The organism is Litorimonas haliclonae (assembly GCF_965138505.1).
GTDB lineage: Bacteria > Pseudomonadota > Alphaproteobacteria > Caulobacterales > Maricaulaceae > Litorimonas > Litorimonas haliclonae.
The window spans coordinates 1-18,408 of sequence record NZ_CBCSCO010000007.1; the positions used below are offsets into that span (position 1 = coordinate 1).

The window sequence follows — 18,408 nt, forward strand, 5'->3', positions numbered from 1 at the left end:
GGGTGTGCGGGTATAGAGGGGGGGAGGCACACCGCCCATCTCGCTTTGGCTCAACCCTCCCTCGTCATTACAAGGCTTGTCCTTGTAATCCATCTCCCGTCAATATCATCAAGTGATCATCGCAACGGGCACTAAACCAACTCAGCAAAACCCTACTAACCCCAATCCCCTAGACGCAATAGTAGGAGATGGATTGCAAGAACGGGGTCTTGCAATGACGGGAGGAAAAGTTTGTGTTTCATCCCATAGCGGAAAATAGGAGGAGGCTATGACATTTATTTTTCAATTTTTGGAGTTGGGGGAAACGGATTGTCAGGGGGAAGCGCAATGTTTGCTACTGGTAGAGGTCGTCTCCCTTCAAGCACCTCTGTAAGCAAATTTGCATTCCGCTGTTGAATTAGTCGTTCGTTTATCCAGCCTTTTGGTGCGTACCCCAATCTGTCTAAATCACCAGTATCGAAATCATACCCCAAATTACTTCCCAGTTCTTTCATTAGTTCAATGAACAAATCACCCCTTTGATTATAATATCGGTCTTGTTCCTCAATGGCTGGAAGTGGGGATGAAAGATGCTTTATGTAATTTCGGTTTCTTTTTATAACCTCCTTGTCGCCATAAAATTCTAATTCTATTAGATTTAAAGCTAAAACATGTTCTTCAGATAATCTCGCTTGTCTTGTTCTCATTAATGCTCTGAACACATTCAACTTTCGACTGGTTTTTTCTCTCTTATGGTCTATTATCCGTGTAACCCAAACAGCTAAAACTGGACCCAAAATAATTGCGATTATTGTAACAACTAGTATCGTGACGTTGATTTTTTCAGCATCGGTCATAATCAAAACCCAGAAATTTTATCGAATTTTGCATTAATCGGTCCATTAGGTGTCTCAATTCTATGAACATCGGTTTTTCTTAAAATGACTGGTAGTTTTATTGGGACTTCGAGAATTACTGGCTCACTTCCATTTTCCATCCCAGTAATTGTATAACTCCCCGGAGAGAGGAGAAATATGATGTTCCCTTTAAACGAGTCCTCATTTTCAACTGTTTCGTATGACCCTTTGTATATTCCGCCGCCAGCATCTGCTCCCCTAATTAATCCATCCTTGAAAACGAAGACGCCAAAGGAATTTCCTGCGGTTCCAGAAAAGTAAGCCGAATAGAAGCCCTCCAATTGGTTCTGTTGTGTTCTTTTTGTTACATTCTTTTTAACAAGTTTAGTAGACTTCTTCATGGACTTTTCGGGGCTTTCGGATGTTTGTAAATCTTTACCGTCTTTACCTGACATAGCCTTGTCCCAAATTCGTTGCCTCTAAGAAAGCACTTTCATATCTATTTTAAAACACTGCGCTAGTTTGGTGATTAGCACAAACAAAGAACATTCAATTCCTGTGGATAGTTCGAACGGTAACTACAATGCCAAAGTCTAATTTAACTCTCAATGTGTAAAATCTCTACCCACCCCATTATGGTTAACCAAGCGTAAAGGCTTATCCGGCACGATGCTCGCGTGATTCTCCGTACTCTCATAATCTCCTCCGCCCTTATCGGGGTTCTTACCGGCCTATCCGCCTGTGCGTCTGGCCCTCTGGGCACACCCTATAATGCTTATCCGGTGCAACAGCCTCGTCCGGGGCAGGGGCAATATGTTCGCCCGGCCTATCTCAATCCGTCTCCGACGCCTCGTATTCAGGCGGTGGATGCCTGTCAGTCCCAACTGTTTCAGAGGCTTTTGGGTCAGCATGAAGGCGCGATTTTCATTGCCGGCCTGCCAGGCACTAAGCGCGTGATAAAACCCGCGACCCTGGAATATACTGATGACAGCTTTGTCCCGGGGATTGATGAGGACCCGCCTTTTCTGGAAGTTCGGGATTACCTACCGCAGCAATCTCTCTACGCGCCGTCCATTCGAACCGTCGATAACCGGATTGCATTGGGCCCGCCGGATGAGGACCGCCTGACGATAGAGCTGGACGAAGAAGGGTATGTGCAAACGATAAACTGCGGTTAGGCCGTCCCTCAAGCGACGTTTGCGTGTCTCATTCCAAGAGGACTTTGCCGCCTCGGGGCGGAAAGCTTTTGCAATAAATCCAACTCGGCCTCAAAGCCGTCAATCTGTTGACAGGTCAACCTGATTTTCTGTCTTACCTTGGGCGACACCAGACAGCCATAGGCCGCAATGATTTGTTCAGGCGAGCGGTTAAGCGCGCGAAGGCCCAGACAGGCGGTGAATAGGAGCGTGTTTTGAACTTTCGCCTTATTGAGCGGTGAATGGGATGTTTGGCTTGCGAGGTGATTTCGGACGCGCCTTTTGAGGGGCAGGAGGAGAAACCCTTGGCCGCTATAGGCGGCGCTCGTCAGCGTCATGATTGCCTCTTGCGCGGAGGTCAGCTTGGCGCCGCCGCTCGCTCTCCACTTTATTTCAGAGAGGGTCAATATGCTGGCGACGGCGAAATATCCCGGTATGTGGCATCGCTCCGGGTCAAATTCCATTGTCGCCCCTGGGGCGCGGCTCTCATAATAGGGCTGGATGAGGCTGTACTGCGCCGGACTTTTGGGCGCTATATTCCTATGAGAAGTTGGCGCGCCGGAGCCGTTTTTCAGTGTGACCGGCCAGTTCTCCATCCCGAGGTCAAATTTAATTTGCGTGAACACGCCTTCGGCCCAGTCCGCAATCGGTTGGGAATTAAAGTCGGATTTGAAAATATCGGAGAGTTGCGGCGCGGCCCGTAATGGCGAGGGAACCTTTGGCGCTTTGGGCGGGCCATAGCTTTTGATAAGCCCGGTCATGAGGGTCACTAGGCCGCGTGCCTCTGCCTCCCGCATTATGGTCTTTTTCAAAAGGATCACGTAAATATCTCGAATTAGGTTTCAGAGACTCCCTTCCGTAACAGAGATTGGTTTATATCGCCTTTACAGAGTGGGGAGGGGCGCTCGCCGGATTATTCGAGGTCGCCGAGGCCTTCGGCGCGGTGCGCCTTTTCATAGCTTTCCAACGCATCGAGCCAGTCCGTTTCGAGAGATTCGAGCGTGCGTTCTAGATCAGAGCGGTTCTGGGAGAGCTGCACCGCCATTTCAGGGTCTTTGTTATAAAGACCCTCCACCGAAAGCGCTTTGTCCGTGGCTTTCATCTTGGATTGGGTGGCCTCGATTTGTTTTTCGAGGGCCTCTGCGGCCTTTTTCAGCGGGGCAATTTTAGCTCTCGCCTCGGCGGCGCGTCGGCGGGCGATTTTCCGTTCATCCTCGCCGGATGAAGCGTTTTTGTCTTTGCGTTCTTTTTCGAGTTGGAGCGCGCGGTAGTCCTCCAACGACCCCTCAAACGTGGTGACAGTTCCTTTGTCCACGAGCCAGAGCCGGTCGACGACGGTTTCCAGCAATGACCTATCGTGGGAAATCAGCAGAACGGCGCCGTTATAGGCGTTCAGCGAGCGCATCAGCTCGGCGCGGCTGTCAATGTCGAGATTGTTTGTCGGCTCGTCCAAAACCAACAAATGCGGGTTGTGAAACCCGATGAGGGAAAAGAGGAGGCGCGCTTTTTCGCCGCCGGAGAGGTCTCCGGCTTTTGTCTCTGATTTTTCAAAGCCCAGGCCGAAAGAGGCGAGGCGCGCGCGCCGCTCGGCTTCGGTGTGATCCGGCATCAACTCCAGAACATGATCATAGGCGGAGTGGTTGGGGTTGAGGGCGTCGACCTGATGCTGGGCGAAATAGCCGATTTCTAGCTTCTTATGGCGTTTGATATAGCCTTCTTGCGCCTCCAAATGGCCCATCACGGCTTTGGCGAAGGTGGATTTCCCCTGACCGTTCTTACCGAGTAGCCCGATCCGGTCATCATGGTCGATACGCTGATTTAGACCGCGAAGGACGGTGACGTCATCATAACCCAGCTTCACCTCGTTGAACTTTATGATGGGCGGGGAGAGCGCGCGTTCCGGCCCCGGCAGGCTGATCGGGGCAATCGGGTCGCTGATGATCGTGGCGATAGGCTGCATCTTTTCGAGCCGTTTCATCCGGCTCTGGGCCTGTTTGGCTTTCGAGGCTTGCGCCCTGAAACGATTGACGAAGGCTTCGAGGTGGCGGCGTTCATCTTCTTGTTTGGCCATCATCGCCATATTCAGACGGTTCTGCTCGGCGAGCTGGCGCTCAAATTCGTCATAGCCGCCGGAATAAGAAAAGAGCTTTCCGCCGCGCAAATGGGCAATATGGGTCACGGCCCGATTTAAAAAGTCCCTGTCATGGGAAATTATGAATGCCGTGCCTGGATATTTGCGGATATGCGATTCTAGCCAGACCGCCCCTTCGACGTCTAGGTAGTTGGTCGGCTCATCGAGGAGAAGCATATCGGGCCGGGCGAAGAGCATGGCCGCGAGCGCCACGCGCATTCGCCAGCCGCCGGAAAAGTCGGAACAGGGGCGGAGCTGATCCTCCCCGTCAAAGCCTAAACCCGACAGAATAGCGCCGGCGCGCGCTTCGGCGGAATACGCTTCGATATCGCCGAGCCGCGTATGAATGGCGGCAATTCGCAGAGGGTCTTTTGCGGTTTCGGCCTCGGCGAGCAGGTCGGAACGTTCTTTGTCAGCGTCTAGCACCGTTTGTAAGAGAGTCTGCGGCCCGCTGGGCACTTCTTGATCGACGACGCCGAGCTTCATATTGCGGCGTAGGGAAATGCTCCCGTCATCCAGACTGATTTCGCCTTTGATAAGCCGGAAAAGGGTCGATTTCCCGGTTCCGTTCCGGCCGACCAACCCGACTTTGTCGCCCTCATTGATGGCCAAAGTCGCTTGCTGAAAGAGCGGGCGGCCTTCTATGCGGTAAGTGAGATCGTTAATATGGAGCATGAATCGGGTTTGAACTAAGACTTAAAAAGCTGGGCCACAGCTAACACGGCTTTACATAAAGGGAAACGCGCATTAACGGGTGCGCCAAGATTAATCCCATAAAGGAGCGCCCCTATGGCCGTCCAACGTACATTCTCAATCGTCAAACCTGACGCCACAAAACGCAACATCACCGGTAAGGTAAATGCTAAAATCGAAGACGCCGGTCTTCGCATTATCGCCCAGAAACGTATTCAGCTTTCTAAAGAGCAAGCCGGCGAATTTTACGGCATCCATAAAGAACGTCCATTCTATAACGACCTTGTCGAGTTCATGACCTCCGGCCCTGTTGTCGTTCAGGTTCTCGAAGGCGAAGACGCGATTGCAAAATACCGCGAAGTCATGGGTGCAACAAACCCGAAAGAAGCTGACGCTGGTACTATTCGCGCAGAATTTGCTGAAAGCATTGACGCAAATACGGTCCACGGCTCTGACGCGCCTGAAACAGCTGCAGAAGAAATTCCGTTCTTCTTCTCTGACGATGAAATCGTTGGCTAAGTCTTTCGAGACAATTTAAAAATAAAAAAGGCCGGGTTTTTGACCCGGCCTTTTTCTTTGCACTGCGTGAGCAAATTCCTAGTTTGAAATACGGATGATTTCCTGAACGATATCATTGCCGATTGTTTCGAACGCTTTTTCCAGGCTTTCAGCGTTTTCCGCTTTCACGAATTCCTTCGGACTGGAGGCGCAGCCTTGTAAAAAGGCGTAAGCGCTATTGGTCGTATCCTCGTCAATAAATTCATATTGCATTTTGCCTTTGGAATAGGTGTTTTCTTCATACCATCCCGATTCAAGCGCGAAACCGATTGTGTAAACTTTCACGCCGGCATCTTTCATTCTTTGGCAATCCGCGAGGGTTTCGTCGTTCGACAGAAGTCTGTTTTCGCCTTCTTCGAAGCCGTTTGCAGCAAAGTTATAGGTCGGGTAGTCACTTTCGGAATAATAATTATAGCGACAACTCCACCAGCTACAGCTCCATTTACGCCAATATCCGGTCGTATCATCCGGGACCCACCCCGTATTACCGGAGGTATTCACACCGTCAGTCATAAATATCACGAATTTGAGCGGATCCTTACCATGTTCGAGTTTGTGGACTGCCTCTTCTAGGCTCATCCAAGTACTCGCGGTATCCATAGGCGGGGCCGAATTCGTTCCGCCTGAGGCCTTCATTGAGTTGATGTTCCCGTCACTCAGAGTCCCCCATTTCATGTGGACGGTCCGAGTATTGATGGTTTGATAGTTATAGGCGAGCATACCGGTTCGTAAAACGCGGTTGCCAATTTGCGTGAGGCCCTGATCGCCGACGAGATTGTCTAAGCTCGTCATGAAGTTTTTGGCACTTGTCTTCAACGCATCGATTCTAGGAATAGCATCGGACGGCGTGTAATGTGACCCATTATTTCGGAAAACAACGGGTTTATCGTCCCACGCCATTGATCCGGAGTTGTCCAGAACAAGCGCAATGGAAGCCGGATCTTTCAATTCGACATCATAATATTTCACAGTGGTTTCCGCACTAAAGGGTAGCGAGTCATGCCCCATAAGCTGGGCGAAAGTCGGAAGCGTTTTGCCGCTTACCTTCACTTTGGCCTCCTTAGCATTATCGTCATAAGTGACGTCGACTCTCATGCCTTCGGCGCCGTCAATAACCCATCCCGGTACTTCATAGCCCAGCTCTTTCGCAGTGTAGGTCCCGTATGGACCTTCAGACTTGCTGGAAGGTTGGCTCCCGTGGTTTTTAACATGGATCGCGGCAGCCAAGGCGCTGCTGTCGGCGATAGATTGCGCCTTCGAATCTGCGTTTGCAACGACAGAAAAGTCGACCGCCGCGCCGACGGCGCCCAAAATGACCACCGTGCTCAACGCCATCATCAGGGCCATATTCCCTTTCTCATCCCGGTTAAACCGGCGGAAGAGAGCATTCATTTTGTTTTCAGTCCCCATAATCCACATCCTAAGTTTCTTGTGTAATGGGGCGCGAAAGTCGCAATACCCCCTACACGAGGATAGGGCATAGCATGGCAGGGGTTTAGAGGGACTTAGGGTTTATGATTAACAAAGTATGGAGCCGCCCAAATCGTGAAAAAGGTCAATTTTAGGTTAAGTCTTTGAGCATTCGGTCAGACGCGGCTTTGTATCTGTTTCGCAACTTTGCTGAGGGCTTTGGGATAAAGTGATAGCTCAATCGGAAGTAAACGTGCCGCTAGGAGATCGGCGGTATCATTCGGCGATATTGTCACCGAATCTTGCAAGATGACCGCGCCCGCATCCAGATCCTCTGTCACCCAATGTACGGAGCATCCCGTTTCACTGTCGCCGGCGTCAATTGCGCGTTGATGTGTATTGAGCCCTTTGTATTTCGGCAGAAGGGAGGGGTGAATGTTAATGAGCCGGTCCTGCCAATTCGAAACAAACCAAGGCGTCAGAATGCGCATAAACCCCGCGCAGCAGACAAGTTCCGCTTCCATCGAAAGCAATTGCTCGTGCAAAGCGTGCTCAAATGCTTCTCGCGTTTTGTAATTTTTATGATCAACAACCGCGGTCGGCACCTTTAGAGCTTGGGCTTTCTCAAGTCCTGCCGCTCCGGGCCTATTGGAAATAACGCCGACAATTTCCGCCGGAAAGGTTTCGAGCTGCGCCGCTTCGACGAGCGCAACCATATTGGAGCCACGGCCCGAAATCAGAATAGCTGTTTTGACTTTTTGGGCCGCCATGTTCAGGTCGCTTTGAGCGTTCCGATGGTCCAGGCTGTTTCGCCGCTCTCTTTCAAGGCAGACAGAACCTTGGCTTCGTTATCGGGTTTCACGCATATGACGAGACCAATTCCGCAATTAAAGGCCCGCCGCATTTCCTCTTCGGCAATTTGGCCTGTTTCCTTGAGCCACTTAAAGACGTCGGGTCGCGGCCAAGCGCCAAAATCAAATTCAGGGGTGAGAGTGCCGGGCAGCATACGCGGCGTGTTATCGGTTAGTCCGCCGCCTGTAATGTGAGCCAAGCCGCTGACCAGTCCGTCCTTAATCAAGGGAAGGATAGATTTAATGTAAATCTTCGTGGGCGACATAAGCGATTCGCCAAGGCTTTGACCTTCGGCAAAAGGAGAGGGCGCGTCCCAAGACAGGCCCGAAACCTCAACGACTTTACGAATGAGGGAGTAACCATTGGAATGCGGGCCTGAAGAGGCGACGCCGATCAAAATGTCTCCGGCGGCCATATCTTGATGGCGCGGCAAAATTGCGTCGCGTTCTACGGCGCCAACAACAAAACCGGCCAAATCGAAATCATCGCCGGCATACATACCGGGCATTTCGGCTGTTTCGCCCCCAATCAAGGCCGCGCCTGCTTGGCGGCAGCCTTCGGCAATTCCTGATACAACGTCTTTGGCTTTGGACGTATCCAGGCGGCCCGTCGCAAAATAATCGAGAAAAAAGAGAGGTTCCGCGCCTTGCGCCAACACGTCATTGACGCACATGGCCACGAGATCAATGCCGACCGTATCGAGCTTGCCCGTATCAATCGCGATACGGAGCTTTGTCCCGACGCCGTCCGTTCCTGAAATCAAGACAGGGTCTTTGAACCCGGCGGCTTTTAAATCGAAGGCGCCGCCAAATCCGCCGAGAGCCGCGTCCGCGCCTGCACGGCGGGTGGATTTCGCCAGGGGCTTGATGGCATCAACGAGGCGATCGCCTTCATCGATATTTACGCCAGCATCGGAATAGCTGAGGCCTTTTTGAGTATCGGAATTGCTATCTGGCATGGGTAAGCTCTGTCTGGTTTGCCGCTAAGAAACGGATTCTCATTAAAAATTCAAGGGTCTGTAACTTAATTTTGCCTTAAAGGACATAGACAGAGAGTGCATATCATGGCTTTTAAAGTGGGAAAAAGCACGGTATCTCCCGATAGACCCCGAGAGGATTATTATGACACGCTTTTTGCTATCGCTTTTTCTATTTTTCGGGCTGGTTTTGTCGGCCCGAGCGGCAGACCCGTTTACCATTGCCGGCGTGCCTGTTGATGCCAGGGGCAGCAGCGCTATTGAAGCCCAGACCAAGGCCATACGGGACGGGCAATCCGAAGCAGCGAGACGTCTGATCGAGCGTTTGACACTGCAAAGTGAAAGACAGACTAATCCTTTACCGCCGCTAAGCGCAGACAGCGCGGCCCGCATGATTCGCGCGCTGGAGATTTCTAATGAGAGACGCTCGTCCAACCGTTATCTCGGCGATATTACCGTCGCATTCAAACCCCGGGACGTGCAGACATACTTAAATAGCGCCGGTCTGACCATGATCACGTCTCAATCGAGAGAGAGATTGGTTCTTCCCTTTCTGGGCGGCGGACTCAATCCCAAAGGCGATGTTTATGAAGCCTGGGGCGAGAACCGGTATGCAAATGCGTTGACGCCGATCCGGGCTTTGCCGGCCGATCAGATTTCGTCGCTCGGCCTGTCGGGGCTGACCCCCTCTATTGCTGGCGATATTGATCGCCTTCGGAATTTAGGACAAATCGCGGGCGTAGATCAAATCCTCATCGCGAATTATGCGGGCGGTGGTATTCGCGTCACCGATATTGCCCTGGATAGCGGTGAAACAGATGAGTTCGTTGTCTCCGGGTCAAACCCTGAGTATCAACTCGTGACCCGTTTGGAACGTGAGTGGAAGGCCGATACGGCCGTCTTAGCCGGGCAGGCGGAGACCATGTCTGTGTCTGTCCTCTATGACTCTCTGTCTGACTGGCAGGCTTTGAAGACCGCCATTGATGGCTCCGCGCAAATTCAAGATGCCCGTTTGGATGCGATGTCCAAAGACGGGGCCTTAATGACTCTGACCTATGCCGGAGATATGGACCGTCTGACACGCGAGCTTTCCTTTAAGGGTGTGGATATTCGTGAAGACAGAGAGATGGGCGTCGTTCTGACACGGTCTGGTCGTTAGAAGGTGATCGGCAAACCCGAAACCCAGATACCTCTCGAGCTAAGCCCCGAACCTGCAAGCGGGTTTGAGAGCTTTATCATTACCGATAGCAACCGTATCGCCGTGACCGCCTTGCGGGCGTGGCCGGATTGGCCTGCGCCGATATTGCTGCTTTTGGGGCCGGAAGGCACGGGCAAGACTCATCTAGGCGAGGCTTGGCAGACCCTTAGCTGCGGCGTGTTGATTGACGATGCAGATAAGCGGGAAGAAACCGATCTTTTCGCGCAGATGAACTTAGCGCTCAATGGGGACGTTTCCGGACTTCTACTGACTTCTCGAAAACCCATAGCTGAGTGGGAAATTGAAATGCCTGATTTGCGGTCGCGGCTTTCAAATACGCCCGTCATGGTTATGGATGATTATGATGAAGAGGTGTTAGAGCCCTTACTGCGGCAGTTATTTCAAAATCGCGGACGGGTCGTGACAAAGGACTTAGTGGACTATCTTTTGCGGTATGAAGACCGCGAAGTGGGCGCGTTGCGAAACCTTGTCCGGGCGTTGGACGAAACGGCGCTTGAGGAAAAGGCCGATTTGACGAAATATTTCGCAGCGCAATATCTGTCCGGACGCCTAGAACGCGATCTCTTCTCCGGCCCAATCGAATAGTTTTCCGCTGTCGGTCGCGTCCACCTTGTCGATTACGGCGAGAAGTTTTGCCACGGAATAGTCCGGCGTAAAGAGCTTTCCTTCGGGGACGTTTCCCTGAAACGGTTCGGACAGACTCGTATCGACTGTTCCGGGGTGAAGCCCCAGTATGACGGCCTGTTTATGCCGACGTCCAAACTCGATGGAGAGCGTCTTTAAAATCATATTGAGCGCGGCTTTTGAGGCGCGATAACCGTACCATCCGCCGATGCGGTTGTCGGAGATGCTCCCCACGCGGGCCGAAAGGGCGGTGAAAACGGATTTTCGGTCGTCGCGAAGTAAAGGGAGGAAATAGCGGGCGGTCATGGCAGGGCCAATAGTGTTCACGAGAAAGCTTTTTTCCAGCCCCTCATAAGACAAATCCCGAATAGATTTCTCCGGCGCGATTCCGTCTCCTTGCAGAAGTCCCGTCGCGATAATAATCAGATCAAACTTGTCCAATTCTCGCAAGCTTTCCGCGGCAGCTTGGAGGCTTTCTTCAGAGGTTAAATCAAATGTAAGGGTGTCGACTTTCGGCGAGGTGTGAGAACTCCCCTGACGGGACAAAGCGTAGATTTTTGAGACCTGATCGGATTGACTAAGCGCGTCAATAAACGCCCCGCCAATTCCGCCGCTTGATCCAATGACGATCACACGTAAATTTTCGCTCATACTCGATAAAATCATTCTAAGCCCTCACTTTTGAATTTAGTCGGTTGATTTATTTCGTCGGCATCGTTCGGAACAGAACCGAACAAATTCCCAATCCCTCTCCCATTTTTTCCGCCAGCTAAATGGCCGGCCACATACGGCGCAAACTTTCGAAGGGAGGGTCGGTTTTTTGTGTGCCATGACTTTCCTACGGCTGAGAGTGTAGAAAGTAGGCAGATATATTATAATTGGACTCGGGAATTTGCGATATCTATGAAATGAAAGACCTATGTACCCTCTCATCGCGCTCATAAGCTTCTCAGTTCTTATTTGCCTTGCCTTGTTCCCGTTGGCTCGGAAGTCAGGCACGCCTCTTTTGGTCGTCGTGCTCGGCGTCGGAATGTTGGCAGGAGACGAGGGTATAGGCGGTCTAATGTTTGACAACTTCAATCTCGCCTATGACATGGGAAGTATTGCGTTGGCCGTAATTCTATTCGCGGGGGGTATTGAGACCAATAAGGGTGTCTTCCGATCCTCCGGTATTCCAGCCTTGATTCTAGCCTTTCCCGGCGTTTTGATAACAGCCGCCATTGTCGGCGGCGCAGCGCATTACTTTCTCGATTTGCCTTTAATGCTGGCCTTTTTGCTCGGCGCTGTGTTGGCGCCGACGGATGCTGCCGCGACCTTTATGTTGATAAAGCAAGGGGGATTAAAAATTCCGTCCCGGGTTAAAAACACACTTTTGCTGGAATCTGGTTTCAATGATCCGGCGGCGATTTTTTTGACGGTGATTATGACGGCCATCGTCAACACCACAATGCAAGATCAGTCGATCGACTGGTTGCCTTATATGGGGTTAATCATTGCGCAGGTCGGGGTTGGCGCTATCGGGGGCCTGATCGGCGGACGTTTGCTTAGTGAATTGCTCAACCGGCTGAGAATGCCGACAGGGACTTACCCTATTTTGGCGCTCGCTGGCGGCATGCTGACCTTCTCTCTGACAAGCCTGGCCGGAGGGTCCGGGTTCCTCGCCATTTATATTGCGGGTATCGTCCTTCGAAATACTTTGAAAATACCTTTGGTTCGCATTGCCAATTTCAGTGAGGGTATGCAGTGGCTCAGCCAGATTTTGTTGTTTTTGATTTTGGGATTACTTGTAACCCCGAGCGATCTACCGGGTACATTGGTCCCCGCCTTAATTTGCGCGGCTGTATTGACCTTCGTCGCCCGGCCAATCGCTGTTTTCCTAGGCGTTGGCGCCCTCAATTTTAAGGTTCGCGAATTAGTCTTTCTCAGTTGGGTTGGCCTGAGAGGCGCGGTGCCGATTTTGCTCGCAATCTATCCGGTTGTGACGCCGGGGCCTGTGACCCCAACATTCTTTAACACCGTCTTCGTCATCGTCGTCGTCTCCCTGATTGTTCAGGGATTTTCAGCGGGGCTGTTAGGGAAAGCCCTAAAGCTTGACGAAAAAGAAATTAAAGAGCCGAGTTCCTGAGAATGTCGTCGGCGAAAGCCGTGATTTAAACACCAAATGGATCGTCAATAGATTTGGAAAGCGGGGAGAAGAGCACCGGTCCGTCCTCACCCATATAAAGACAGTCTTCCAGGCGGACGCCGAATTTGCCGGGTAGGTAAAGCCCCGGTTCATTTGAAAAACACATGCCGGGGGCGAGCTTAGTTGTCTCGCCGCGCACGAAGTTAACAGGTTCATGCCCGTCCATGCCAATGCCGTGGCCGAGGCGGTGAGTCAGGCCGGGGGCGGCATAATCGGGTCCGTATCCAAGGCTGTCATAATATTTACGCACCACGTCATCCACGCGCCCGGCAGGTACGCCAAGTGTGGCGGTTTCAAGCGCTAATTCTTGTCCGCGCTTGACTGTATTCCAGACATCGCGTTGCTCTTTGCTCGCCTCGCCCATAACCCATGTGCGGGAAATATCGGATTCATAATCATGCACGCTACAGCCGCAATCCATGAGGATGACCTGTCCTTCTTTCACTTCATACTCAATGTCGCTGCCATGCGGATAGGCGCTGGACGGCCCGACCAGCACGAGCGAGAATTCGACAGATCCGCCGAGGGCTGTCGTGGCCTTGTTCATCAAAGCGGAAATGTCGTGGCGGGTCATACCGGCCTCGATTTTCGGATAGATGTCACGATAGGCGGTCAAGGTGATGTCATTTGCCGTTTGCATGAGGGCGAGTTCTGCCGCGGATTTGAACATCCGGCAGCCGCGCGTAATCGGCTGACCGGAAACGAGCTTCACGCCCGCTTTTTGCGCATTAATTCCGGTCGAAATGAAATTCCGCGTGGTTTCTTCAATCGCGACAGGTTTTTTCAGAGCTTTGTTTTCCCGAAGGACGTCGACAATCAATTTGAACGGCGAGGCATCTTCGTGCCAAGTGCGGACGTCATCTCCGATTTTCATGGATTCCCGAATGGACGGCTCTTCGAAAAACGGCGTGATAACCGTAAACTCGCCTTGCGCCGGAATGACGACGCCGGTGAAGCGTTCAGAGCGCCACCAGCGAATGCCCGTGAAATAGGTGAGGGCCGAGCCCGCCTCGACGACCAGAGCGCCGACGCCTTGTTCCTGCATCAGGCGTTGGGCCTTCTCAATGCGAGATTGGTGCTCAGCTGCTGTGATGGGGTTTACGTTGGCGGCGAGGTTGGGAAGTGCGTTGTCTACTTTCGGAGATTGCGCAAAAGCCCGTTGTGAAGGGAGCAATCCGGCTAGTCCAAGCGCGCCGGCGCCTATTAGGATGTCTCTTTTTGAAATTTGGATCATATAGCAGCGTCCTCTATTCAAAAGCTATTATTCTGTGTAGCATAAGCGAATAGCCGTTCGGCATAAGTTTCTACGAGCAAGCTTGATTGTATAGCTTGTTTGATTGTCTGTTCTATCACGTCCAAGAAAGTTGGCCACAGCACCTCCATTTTCATGTCGCTGTTGTAAAATGGTGAATGCTCCAATGTATTCATGAAGTCTTTTAGCCTCAAATAGTACTGATTGAAGAAGGTGGGGCTTTCCGCTTCTATAAACTTTTTAAATGCTATGTGAGGTCTGTTCAGCCCTGCAACAAAAAAATCATACATCACAAGAGTCGTGAGTATTTTAGCTTCTCTTAATTGCAATAGAATAAGCCCCAAGTCGTTTTGAACTTTCAAAAACTGTCTTGCCGGAATAACGATTATGACAGAAGCAGGAGAAGTTGAGACCCGAGAAATATCAGCCCCTAAAAAATTTTCTGGGGATGGGTCTTGAAGAATATCTGAGAAATAGTGACTTTCATCGGTATGATTTGTAGTTTCTTCTTGGGTGTCACTCTCAGCAGACGTGCTAGATAATAAAAATTTTGGGAAGCAATTATGAAGTTTTGAGATCCGAAGCTTTAACTCTAACAATTCGTCATCTAAGACTTCAGTTAAAAATATAATAGGTACTTTTCTGGGTATCGAATCTTGATTCATAGTTGTAATTTAGTGGCTTGGTTCGAACTCACTTAACTGTTTGGCTGTGCTCCTAAGATTTGTAATTGAGTCCATGGTTTTGTCAAAATCAATTTTTCCGTCATCTTTGATTTGAAAAATATCATCAAATATCAGAACGCAAGTGCTTTTGCCGAGACGGTTTGCCTGCTTGTAAGAGTGACCGTTAAATACCTTTCTTAACTCCGGTCTGATTTCTCCGCGGAAAGCTTGCGTTTCATTTTTACTATCAGTGGCTAATCGCACAGTGAAGTTAGGAAAATAGGTGTCTGCGTTACTACTTCTTCTTGCCTCAAGTTGGCAGTAAATATCTCGCTTGCTCTCGTCACCTCGGTTCAGCGACCACGTTTTCGGAATCAATGGAAATACACAGGCTAGAAAGCCACCGCCTTGATTTGGAACATGAAAAAAATCGGCTCCTTCTCCAGTCTCATTGAATTTGTTAGTTTCGTTTAGATTCTCGCATAAGGCCCAGAAAAAACCTTGCCAGTTGTGATATGTCCATTCTTTTAGGGGAGTAGTTTTGTAAGCTAAAGTTCGACTTTCGATTATTTCTAACCGATCGGTGAAATCTCTAAAAATTTCATTTTTTATATTTTTTCCTTGTCGCAGAATTTTTAGAAATTTTTTTCGATTAAACGGCGTATATCCAGATTGTTTTACACGATTTGCATTTCCTTCGTCGCCAGTGAAGAAATATATAGGCTTCACCCTCCAATCTAAGTGTTTCTGGTCGTCCCCTTGGGTTTCTTTAAAAATTTTGGAATAATATCTGTTTAGCTGTCCTCCATGGTCGCGGGTAGATGTCTTATCTTCTATTAAAATAAGATAATTCTTTTCATCTGAAATGTTCTCAACTGAAACTAAAATATCAATATTTTTATATTGACGCATCACCTCAATCTTAGCGTGTTTGGAGATATCTTCTAAATCGGCTAACCTAGCCAAGAACTTTCGCGAAACATTGTACAAATCAGCATTAGTTTTTTCAAATTTGGCATCTGCCCAGCTCACTAACCAACATATGAATGCATCTTGTGATAATTCACTTGTCGCAAAATCAAAAAGATTAGGTCGACCATTGGCAATTTTAGGCATATATTTGTTTCCATTGTATAGAATATCAGACAAGTGATTTTGCCTGTCTAAGTTGTCACGTCCTTTATCACCTGTCTAGTTGCTACCTATAAAACAAAAAACCCAATAAAAAAGCCGCCCCGAAGGACGGCTTATTCTATTCAAATTGGTGTTACGCCTAATTCATGACTTTGCCCATTTGCGTAATTCCGTCTTTGATGAGCGCGGAATGATCGGCGGGTTTCATATTTTTACGCATTAGAGCTTCAGCTGTATTCACAGCCATATCGGCGGCTTTGGACTTCACATCCGCCATCGCTTGGGCTTCGGCGTTTTGAATTTTAGCTTCGGCCTGTTGAGCGCGGCGCTCAAGACGATCCGCCAAATCCTTGCGTGACTGAGCCGCCATGTTCTCGGCGTCTATACGGGCCTGCTTGACGATAGACTCGGCCTGTTTCTCGGCTTCTTTTTGCTTACGCTGGAAAGAGGCGAGAAGGGTCTGAGCTTCTTCGCGGAGGCGGCGGGCTTCTTCGAGTTCAACGCGAATTTTATCTGCGCGAGTATCCAGAGCCGAAGCAATTTTTTTGTGAACGCCGAAATATCCCAGCGCGATAAAAAATAGAATGACGGCCAGGAAAACCCAGATGGTTGGACTGCCGGGATCAAAATCAAAATGCATGGTCTGACCCTTCCTAGTTCAGAGCGGATTTAACGGAAGCCAAAGTCGGCTTCTTACCGGTGAGGGCTTCGACAGTGGCCTGCGCCGCTTCGGCCGCTACGGATTCGATATTAGACAGAGCCTTGTTTCGAACGTCGCGAATATGCTTCTCAGCTGATTCCGCTTGCTTCTCAGCCTCTTTGTCTGCTGCGTCCAATTCCGCCTGAATTTCCGCATCAACGGATTGGCGCGTGGCTTCAGCGACATTATGCGCCTTGGCGCGGGCGTCGGACAAAGCCTTTTCGTAATTTCTTTCAGCCTGCTCCGCGTCGGCCTGCATACGGGACGCCGTATCCAGATCATCCGCTATGCGGGAGCTACGCTCTTCGATGGTTTCGCCAATACGCGGAAGGAAAATCCGCGAAAGGAGAAAGTAAAGAAGCGCAAAGCTGAGTAACAGCCAGAAAATCTGGGTGGCGAAATAGGTCGGATCAAACGGCGGGAAGGCCGCTTCTCCTGCGCTGTCAGCGGCTCCTGCCGGAGCTGCTGCGAGCATCATTCCAATACCGATAACACTGGCTGTCATAGCGAGCTTTCAAACAACGTTAAAAGTCGTAACTTAAAGTACGAACATCAAGATTAGAGCAACGGCGAATGAGAAAATGCCGAGGGCTTCTGTCACGGCGAAGCCGAAGATGAGGTTCGAGAACTGACCTTGAGCGGCAGACGGGTTACGCAAAGCGCCTGACAGGTAGTTACCAAAGATGTGGCCAAGACCGATACCGGCGCCGGCCATTCCGAGACAGGCAATTCCTGCACCGATGTATTTTGCTGCTTCTGCTTCCATGATGATCTCCTTAGGAAAAGCGGTTAATTTGCAGTGTTTTTAATGACCGGGGTGAAGCGCATCTGAAAGATACACACAGGTCAAAAGAGCGAAAACGTAAGCCTGAACGAAGGCCACGAGAAATTCAAGGGGGGTCAGCGCCAGTGTCAGCGTGAACGGGACAAGAGCGCCAAGTAATCCGGGGAACATGCCAAAGGCCGTCACCATCATAATGGAGAAGCCGGCAAAGAGTTTTAGCAGGATATGTCCCGCGAGCATATTGGCCCAAAGACGAACAGAAAGGCTGATCGGGCGAGAGAAGAAGGAAATAATCTCTAGCAGCGATACGAATGGCAGGATGGCTATCGGAATGCCTGACGGCCAGAAGATTTTGAGGAATTTAAAGCCGTTTTTATATACGCCATACCCAATCACAAGCGTCATCACCATCATGGCGAGGGTAAAGGTCACGATAATGTGGCTGGTCGTTGTAAAAAAGAACGGAACCATTCCAAGCAAGTTGGCAAAGAGAATAAAGATAAAGAGCGTAAAGACGAAGGGGAAGAACCGCAGACCGTCTTTTCCGGAGGCAGAGCGGATCATATCGGCGACAAATTCATAAGTGACTTCAGCGACAGACTGCGCCCGCGTCGGAACTAAAGAACGCTTATTCGTGGACAGAAGAAGCCACAGCACAACTAGGCCAACTGTAACCAGCATCATCAGGGACGCATTGGTGAAGCTGAGGTCGAAATTGCCGATTTTCAGAGTCGGACCCATTTTGTGGATCTCAAACTGTTTAATCGGATCTAGGGCAAAAATCATCTTGCTTTCCTAATCCGCTTCGGTGTTTTCAACCGGAGCGTCCATACCATCTTTGGCGGCCCGCACGACATTCATAACGCCGGCGCACAGCCCTAAAAATAACCCGACCAGCAAACCGAATGGCGACCATCCTGATAATTTATCGGCAAAATAGCCAAAGGCTGCACCGACCAGGACTGCCGCGGTAAATTCGCTGGCATATTTGAGACCGACCGCCAGGTTGGAAGTGCCTTCGACAAGTTTGGGCTGGTCCGGCTGCGGCTTTTTGGTTCTCAGCTTGTCACCGAGAGCGCTAAGCGCGGCTTTGTCTGCCTCTTGTGTCTGGCGGTTTTGACCTTCTGTCATGACGTTCGTTCTTTGCCCCCATCTATTCGACCCGAAATGCCCCAATGACACTCCAACTCTCC

At 50.4% G+C, this 18,408-nt stretch carries 22 protein-coding genes; 5 read left to right on the forward strand and 17 right to left on the reverse strand.

The window, feature by feature from the left end; translation table 11 throughout:
• Positions 1-275: 275 nt before the first annotated feature.
• Together ACNA05_RS12970 and ACNA05_RS12975 are read right to left on the reverse strand one after the other, a co-directional pair.
• Positions 276-836 carry a DUF6680 family protein gene (locus ACNA05_RS12970; protein WP_415811933.1) on the reverse strand — a complete coding sequence of 187 codons (561 nt, stop codon included), beginning with the start codon at positions 834-836 and terminating at the stop codon, positions 276-278.
• A 2-nt stretch (positions 837-838) separates the two neighbouring features.
• The gene (locus tag ACNA05_RS12975) at positions 839-1,291 is read right to left on the reverse strand and encodes a hypothetical protein (protein ID WP_415811934.1); all 453 of its coding nucleotides are present in this window, start codon (positions 1,289-1,291) and stop codon (positions 839-841) included.
• Positions 1,292-1,513: 222 nt separating this feature from the next.
• On the opposite strand from ACNA05_RS12975, the gene ACNA05_RS12980 reads away from it, so the two are divergent.
• A complete protein-coding gene (locus ACNA05_RS12980) occupies positions 1,514-2,014 on the forward strand; it encodes a hypothetical protein (RefSeq protein WP_415811935.1) in 501 nt (166 codons plus the stop codon).
• Between the two features lie 8 nt (positions 2,015-2,022).
• Here ACNA05_RS12980 and ACNA05_RS12985 read toward each other — a convergent pair whose 3' ends face one another.
• Positions 2,023-2,829 carry a hypothetical protein gene (locus ACNA05_RS12985; protein WP_415811936.1) on the reverse strand — a complete coding sequence of 269 codons (807 nt, stop codon included), beginning with the start codon at positions 2,827-2,829 and terminating at the stop codon, positions 2,023-2,025.
• 116 nt (positions 2,830-2,945) lie between these two features.
• Positions 2,946-4,838 carry an ABC-F family ATP-binding cassette domain-containing protein gene (locus ACNA05_RS12990; protein ID WP_415811937.1) on the reverse strand — a complete coding sequence of 631 codons (1,893 nt, stop codon included), beginning with the start codon at positions 4,836-4,838 and terminating at the stop codon, positions 2,946-2,948.
• Positions 4,839-4,952: 114 nt separating this feature from the next.
• On the opposite strand from ACNA05_RS12990, the gene ndk reads away from it, so the two are divergent.
• Complete coding sequence (gene ndk, locus ACNA05_RS12995) at positions 4,953-5,375, forward strand: nucleoside-diphosphate kinase (protein ID WP_415811938.1); 423 nt, start codon at positions 4,953-4,955, stop codon at positions 5,373-5,375.
• Between the two features lie 78 nt (positions 5,376-5,453).
• Here the strand turns inward: ndk and ACNA05_RS13000 are convergent, their stop codons facing one another.
• From ACNA05_RS13000 to purM, 3 genes are all read right to left on the reverse strand, one after another.
• The gene (locus ACNA05_RS13000; protein ID WP_415811939.1) at positions 5,454-6,824 is read right to left on the reverse strand and encodes a TadE/TadG family type IV pilus assembly protein; all 1,371 of its coding nucleotides are present in this window, start codon (positions 6,822-6,824) and stop codon (positions 5,454-5,456) included.
• A 176-nt stretch (positions 6,825-7,000) separates the two neighbouring features.
• On the reverse strand, positions 7,001-7,594 hold the full coding sequence (purN, locus tag ACNA05_RS13005; protein WP_415811940.1) for a phosphoribosylglycinamide formyltransferase: 594 nt from the start codon (positions 7,592-7,594) through the stop codon (positions 7,001-7,003).
• A gap of 2 nt (positions 7,595-7,596) precedes the next feature.
• The gene (purM, locus tag ACNA05_RS13010; RefSeq protein ID WP_415811942.1) at positions 7,597-8,634 is read right to left on the reverse strand and encodes a phosphoribosylformylglycinamidine cyclo-ligase; all 1,038 of its coding nucleotides are present in this window, start codon (positions 8,632-8,634) and stop codon (positions 7,597-7,599) included.
• Between the two features lie 163 nt (positions 8,635-8,797).
• On the opposite strand from purM, the gene ACNA05_RS13015 reads away from it, so the two are divergent.
• On the forward strand, positions 8,798-9,811 hold the full coding sequence (locus tag ACNA05_RS13015; protein WP_415811943.1) for a hypothetical protein: 1,014 nt from the start codon (positions 8,798-8,800) through the stop codon (positions 9,809-9,811).
• A 3-nt stretch (positions 9,812-9,814) separates the two neighbouring features.
• A complete protein-coding gene (locus tag ACNA05_RS13020; RefSeq protein WP_415811944.1) occupies positions 9,815-10,456 on the forward strand; it encodes a P-loop NTPase family protein in 642 nt (213 codons plus the stop codon).
• Here ACNA05_RS13020 and ACNA05_RS13025 read toward each other — a convergent pair.
• Together ACNA05_RS13025 and ACNA05_RS13030 are read right to left on the reverse strand one after the other, a co-directional pair.
• Positions 10,421-11,161: an SDR family NAD(P)-dependent oxidoreductase gene (locus ACNA05_RS13025; RefSeq protein WP_415811945.1), complete on the reverse strand. Its 741-nt coding sequence runs from the start codon at positions 11,159-11,161 to the stop codon at positions 10,421-10,423. The two genes, ACNA05_RS13020 and ACNA05_RS13025, sit on opposite strands and share 36 nt — an antisense overlap.
• Before the next feature lie 21 nt (positions 11,162-11,182).
• Entirely contained in the window at positions 11,183-11,326 is a 144-nt protein-coding gene (locus ACNA05_RS13030; protein WP_415811946.1) for a DUF2256 domain-containing protein, read from the reverse strand.
• A gap of 88 nt (positions 11,327-11,414) precedes the next feature.
• On the opposite strand from ACNA05_RS13030, the gene ACNA05_RS13035 reads away from it, so the two are divergent.
• Positions 11,415-12,620 (forward strand): potassium/proton antiporter, encoded by a 1,206-nt coding sequence (locus ACNA05_RS13035; RefSeq protein ID WP_415811947.1) that lies wholly within the window; start codon positions 11,415-11,417, stop codon positions 12,618-12,620.
• A gap of 25 nt (positions 12,621-12,645) precedes the next feature.
• Here the strand turns inward: ACNA05_RS13035 and ACNA05_RS13040 are convergent, their stop codons facing one another.
• From ACNA05_RS13040 to ACNA05_RS13075, 8 genes are all read right to left on the reverse strand, one after another.
• Entirely contained in the window at positions 12,646-13,914 is a 1,269-nt protein-coding gene (locus ACNA05_RS13040) for a M24 family metallopeptidase (protein ID WP_415811948.1), read from the reverse strand.
• 17 nt (positions 13,915-13,931) lie between these two features.
• Positions 13,932-14,597, reverse strand: coding sequence for a hypothetical protein (locus ACNA05_RS13045; protein WP_415811949.1), 666 nt, complete (start codon positions 14,595-14,597; stop codon positions 13,932-13,934).
• A gap of 9 nt (positions 14,598-14,606) precedes the next feature.
• Positions 14,607-15,713, reverse strand: coding sequence for a PD-(D/E)XK nuclease family protein (locus tag ACNA05_RS13050; RefSeq protein WP_415811950.1), 1,107 nt, complete (start codon positions 15,711-15,713; stop codon positions 14,607-14,609).
• A 157-nt stretch (positions 15,714-15,870) separates the two neighbouring features.
• Entirely contained in the window at positions 15,871-16,371 is a 501-nt protein-coding gene (locus ACNA05_RS13055) for a F0F1 ATP synthase subunit B family protein (protein WP_415811951.1), read from the reverse strand.
• A gap of 13 nt (positions 16,372-16,384) precedes the next feature.
• Positions 16,385-16,936 (reverse strand): F0F1 ATP synthase subunit B family protein, encoded by a 552-nt coding sequence (locus tag ACNA05_RS13060; protein WP_415811952.1) that lies wholly within the window; start codon positions 16,934-16,936, stop codon positions 16,385-16,387.
• Between the two features lie 33 nt (positions 16,937-16,969).
• A complete protein-coding gene (locus tag ACNA05_RS13065; RefSeq protein ID WP_415811953.1) occupies positions 16,970-17,197 on the reverse strand; it encodes a F0F1 ATP synthase subunit C in 228 nt (75 codons plus the stop codon).
• Positions 17,198-17,236: 39 nt separating this feature from the next.
• Positions 17,237-18,001, reverse strand: coding sequence for a F0F1 ATP synthase subunit A (locus ACNA05_RS13070; protein WP_415811954.1), 765 nt, complete (start codon positions 17,999-18,001; stop codon positions 17,237-17,239).
• Positions 18,002-18,010: 9 nt separating this feature from the next.
• Positions 18,011-18,346, reverse strand: coding sequence for an AtpZ/AtpI family protein (locus tag ACNA05_RS13075; protein ID WP_415811955.1), 336 nt, complete (start codon positions 18,344-18,346; stop codon positions 18,011-18,013).
• Positions 18,347-18,408 lie beyond the last annotated feature (62 nt).

Excerpts from the sequence above, each read along its gene's own strand:
- ACNA05_RS12975 (WP_415811934.1), bottom strand. The coding sequence starts at position 1,291 with ATGTCAGGTAAAGACGGTAAAGATTTACAAACATCCGAAAGCCCCGAA.
- ACNA05_RS13055 (WP_415811951.1), bottom strand. The coding sequence starts at position 16,371 with ATGCATTTTGATTTTGATCCCGGCAGTCCAACCATCTGGGTTTTCCTG.
- ACNA05_RS12970 (WP_415811933.1), bottom strand. The coding sequence starts at position 836 with ATGACCGATGCTGAAAAAATCAACGTCACGATACTAGTTGTTACAATA.
- ACNA05_RS13030 (WP_415811946.1), bottom strand. The coding sequence starts at position 11,326 with ATGGCACACAAAAAACCGACCCTCCCTTCGAAAGTTTGCGCCGTATGT.
- ACNA05_RS13035 (WP_415811947.1), top strand. The coding sequence starts at position 11,415 with ATGTACCCTCTCATCGCGCTCATAAGCTTCTCAGTTCTTATTTGCCTT.
- ACNA05_RS13040 (WP_415811948.1), bottom strand. The coding sequence starts at position 13,914 with ATGATCCAAATTTCAAAAAGAGACATCCTAATAGGCGCCGGCGCGCTT.
- ACNA05_RS13070 (WP_415811954.1), bottom strand. The coding sequence starts at position 18,001 with ATGATTTTTGCCCTAGATCCGATTAAACAGTTTGAGATCCACAAAATG.
- purM (WP_415811942.1), bottom strand. The coding sequence starts at position 8,634 with ATGCCAGATAGCAATTCCGATACTCAAAAAGGCCTCAGCTATTCCGAT.
- ACNA05_RS13025 (WP_415811945.1), bottom strand. The coding sequence starts at position 11,161 with ATGATTTTATCGAGTATGAGCGAAAATTTACGTGTGATCGTCATTGGA.
- ACNA05_RS13000 (WP_415811939.1), bottom strand. The coding sequence starts at position 6,824 with ATGGGGACTGAAAACAAAATGAATGCTCTCTTCCGCCGGTTTAACCGG.
- purN (WP_415811940.1), bottom strand. The coding sequence starts at position 7,594 with ATGGCGGCCCAAAAAGTCAAAACAGCTATTCTGATTTCGGGCCGTGGC.
- ACNA05_RS13065 (WP_415811953.1), bottom strand. The coding sequence starts at position 17,197 with ATGGAAGCAGAAGCAGCAAAATACATCGGTGCAGGAATTGCCTGTCTC.
- ACNA05_RS13050 (WP_415811950.1), bottom strand. The coding sequence starts at position 15,713 with ATGCCTAAAATTGCCAATGGTCGACCTAATCTTTTTGATTTTGCGACA.
- ACNA05_RS13045 (WP_415811949.1), bottom strand. The coding sequence starts at position 14,597 with ATGAATCAAGATTCGATACCCAGAAAAGTACCTATTATATTTTTAACT.
- ACNA05_RS12990 (WP_415811937.1), bottom strand. The coding sequence starts at position 4,838 with ATGCTCCATATTAACGATCTCACTTACCGCATAGAAGGCCGCCCGCTC.
- ndk (WP_415811938.1), top strand. The coding sequence starts at position 4,953 with ATGGCCGTCCAACGTACATTCTCAATCGTCAAACCTGACGCCACAAAA.
- ACNA05_RS13075 (WP_415811955.1), bottom strand. The coding sequence starts at position 18,346 with ATGACAGAAGGTCAAAACCGCCAGACACAAGAGGCAGACAAAGCCGCG.
- ACNA05_RS13060 (WP_415811952.1), bottom strand. The coding sequence starts at position 16,936 with ATGACAGCCAGTGTTATCGGTATTGGAATGATGCTCGCAGCAGCTCCG.
- ACNA05_RS13015 (WP_415811943.1), top strand. The coding sequence starts at position 8,798 with ATGACACGCTTTTTGCTATCGCTTTTTCTATTTTTCGGGCTGGTTTTG.
- ACNA05_RS12985 (WP_415811936.1), bottom strand. The coding sequence starts at position 2,829 with ATGCGGGAGGCAGAGGCACGCGGCCTAGTGACCCTCATGACCGGGCTT.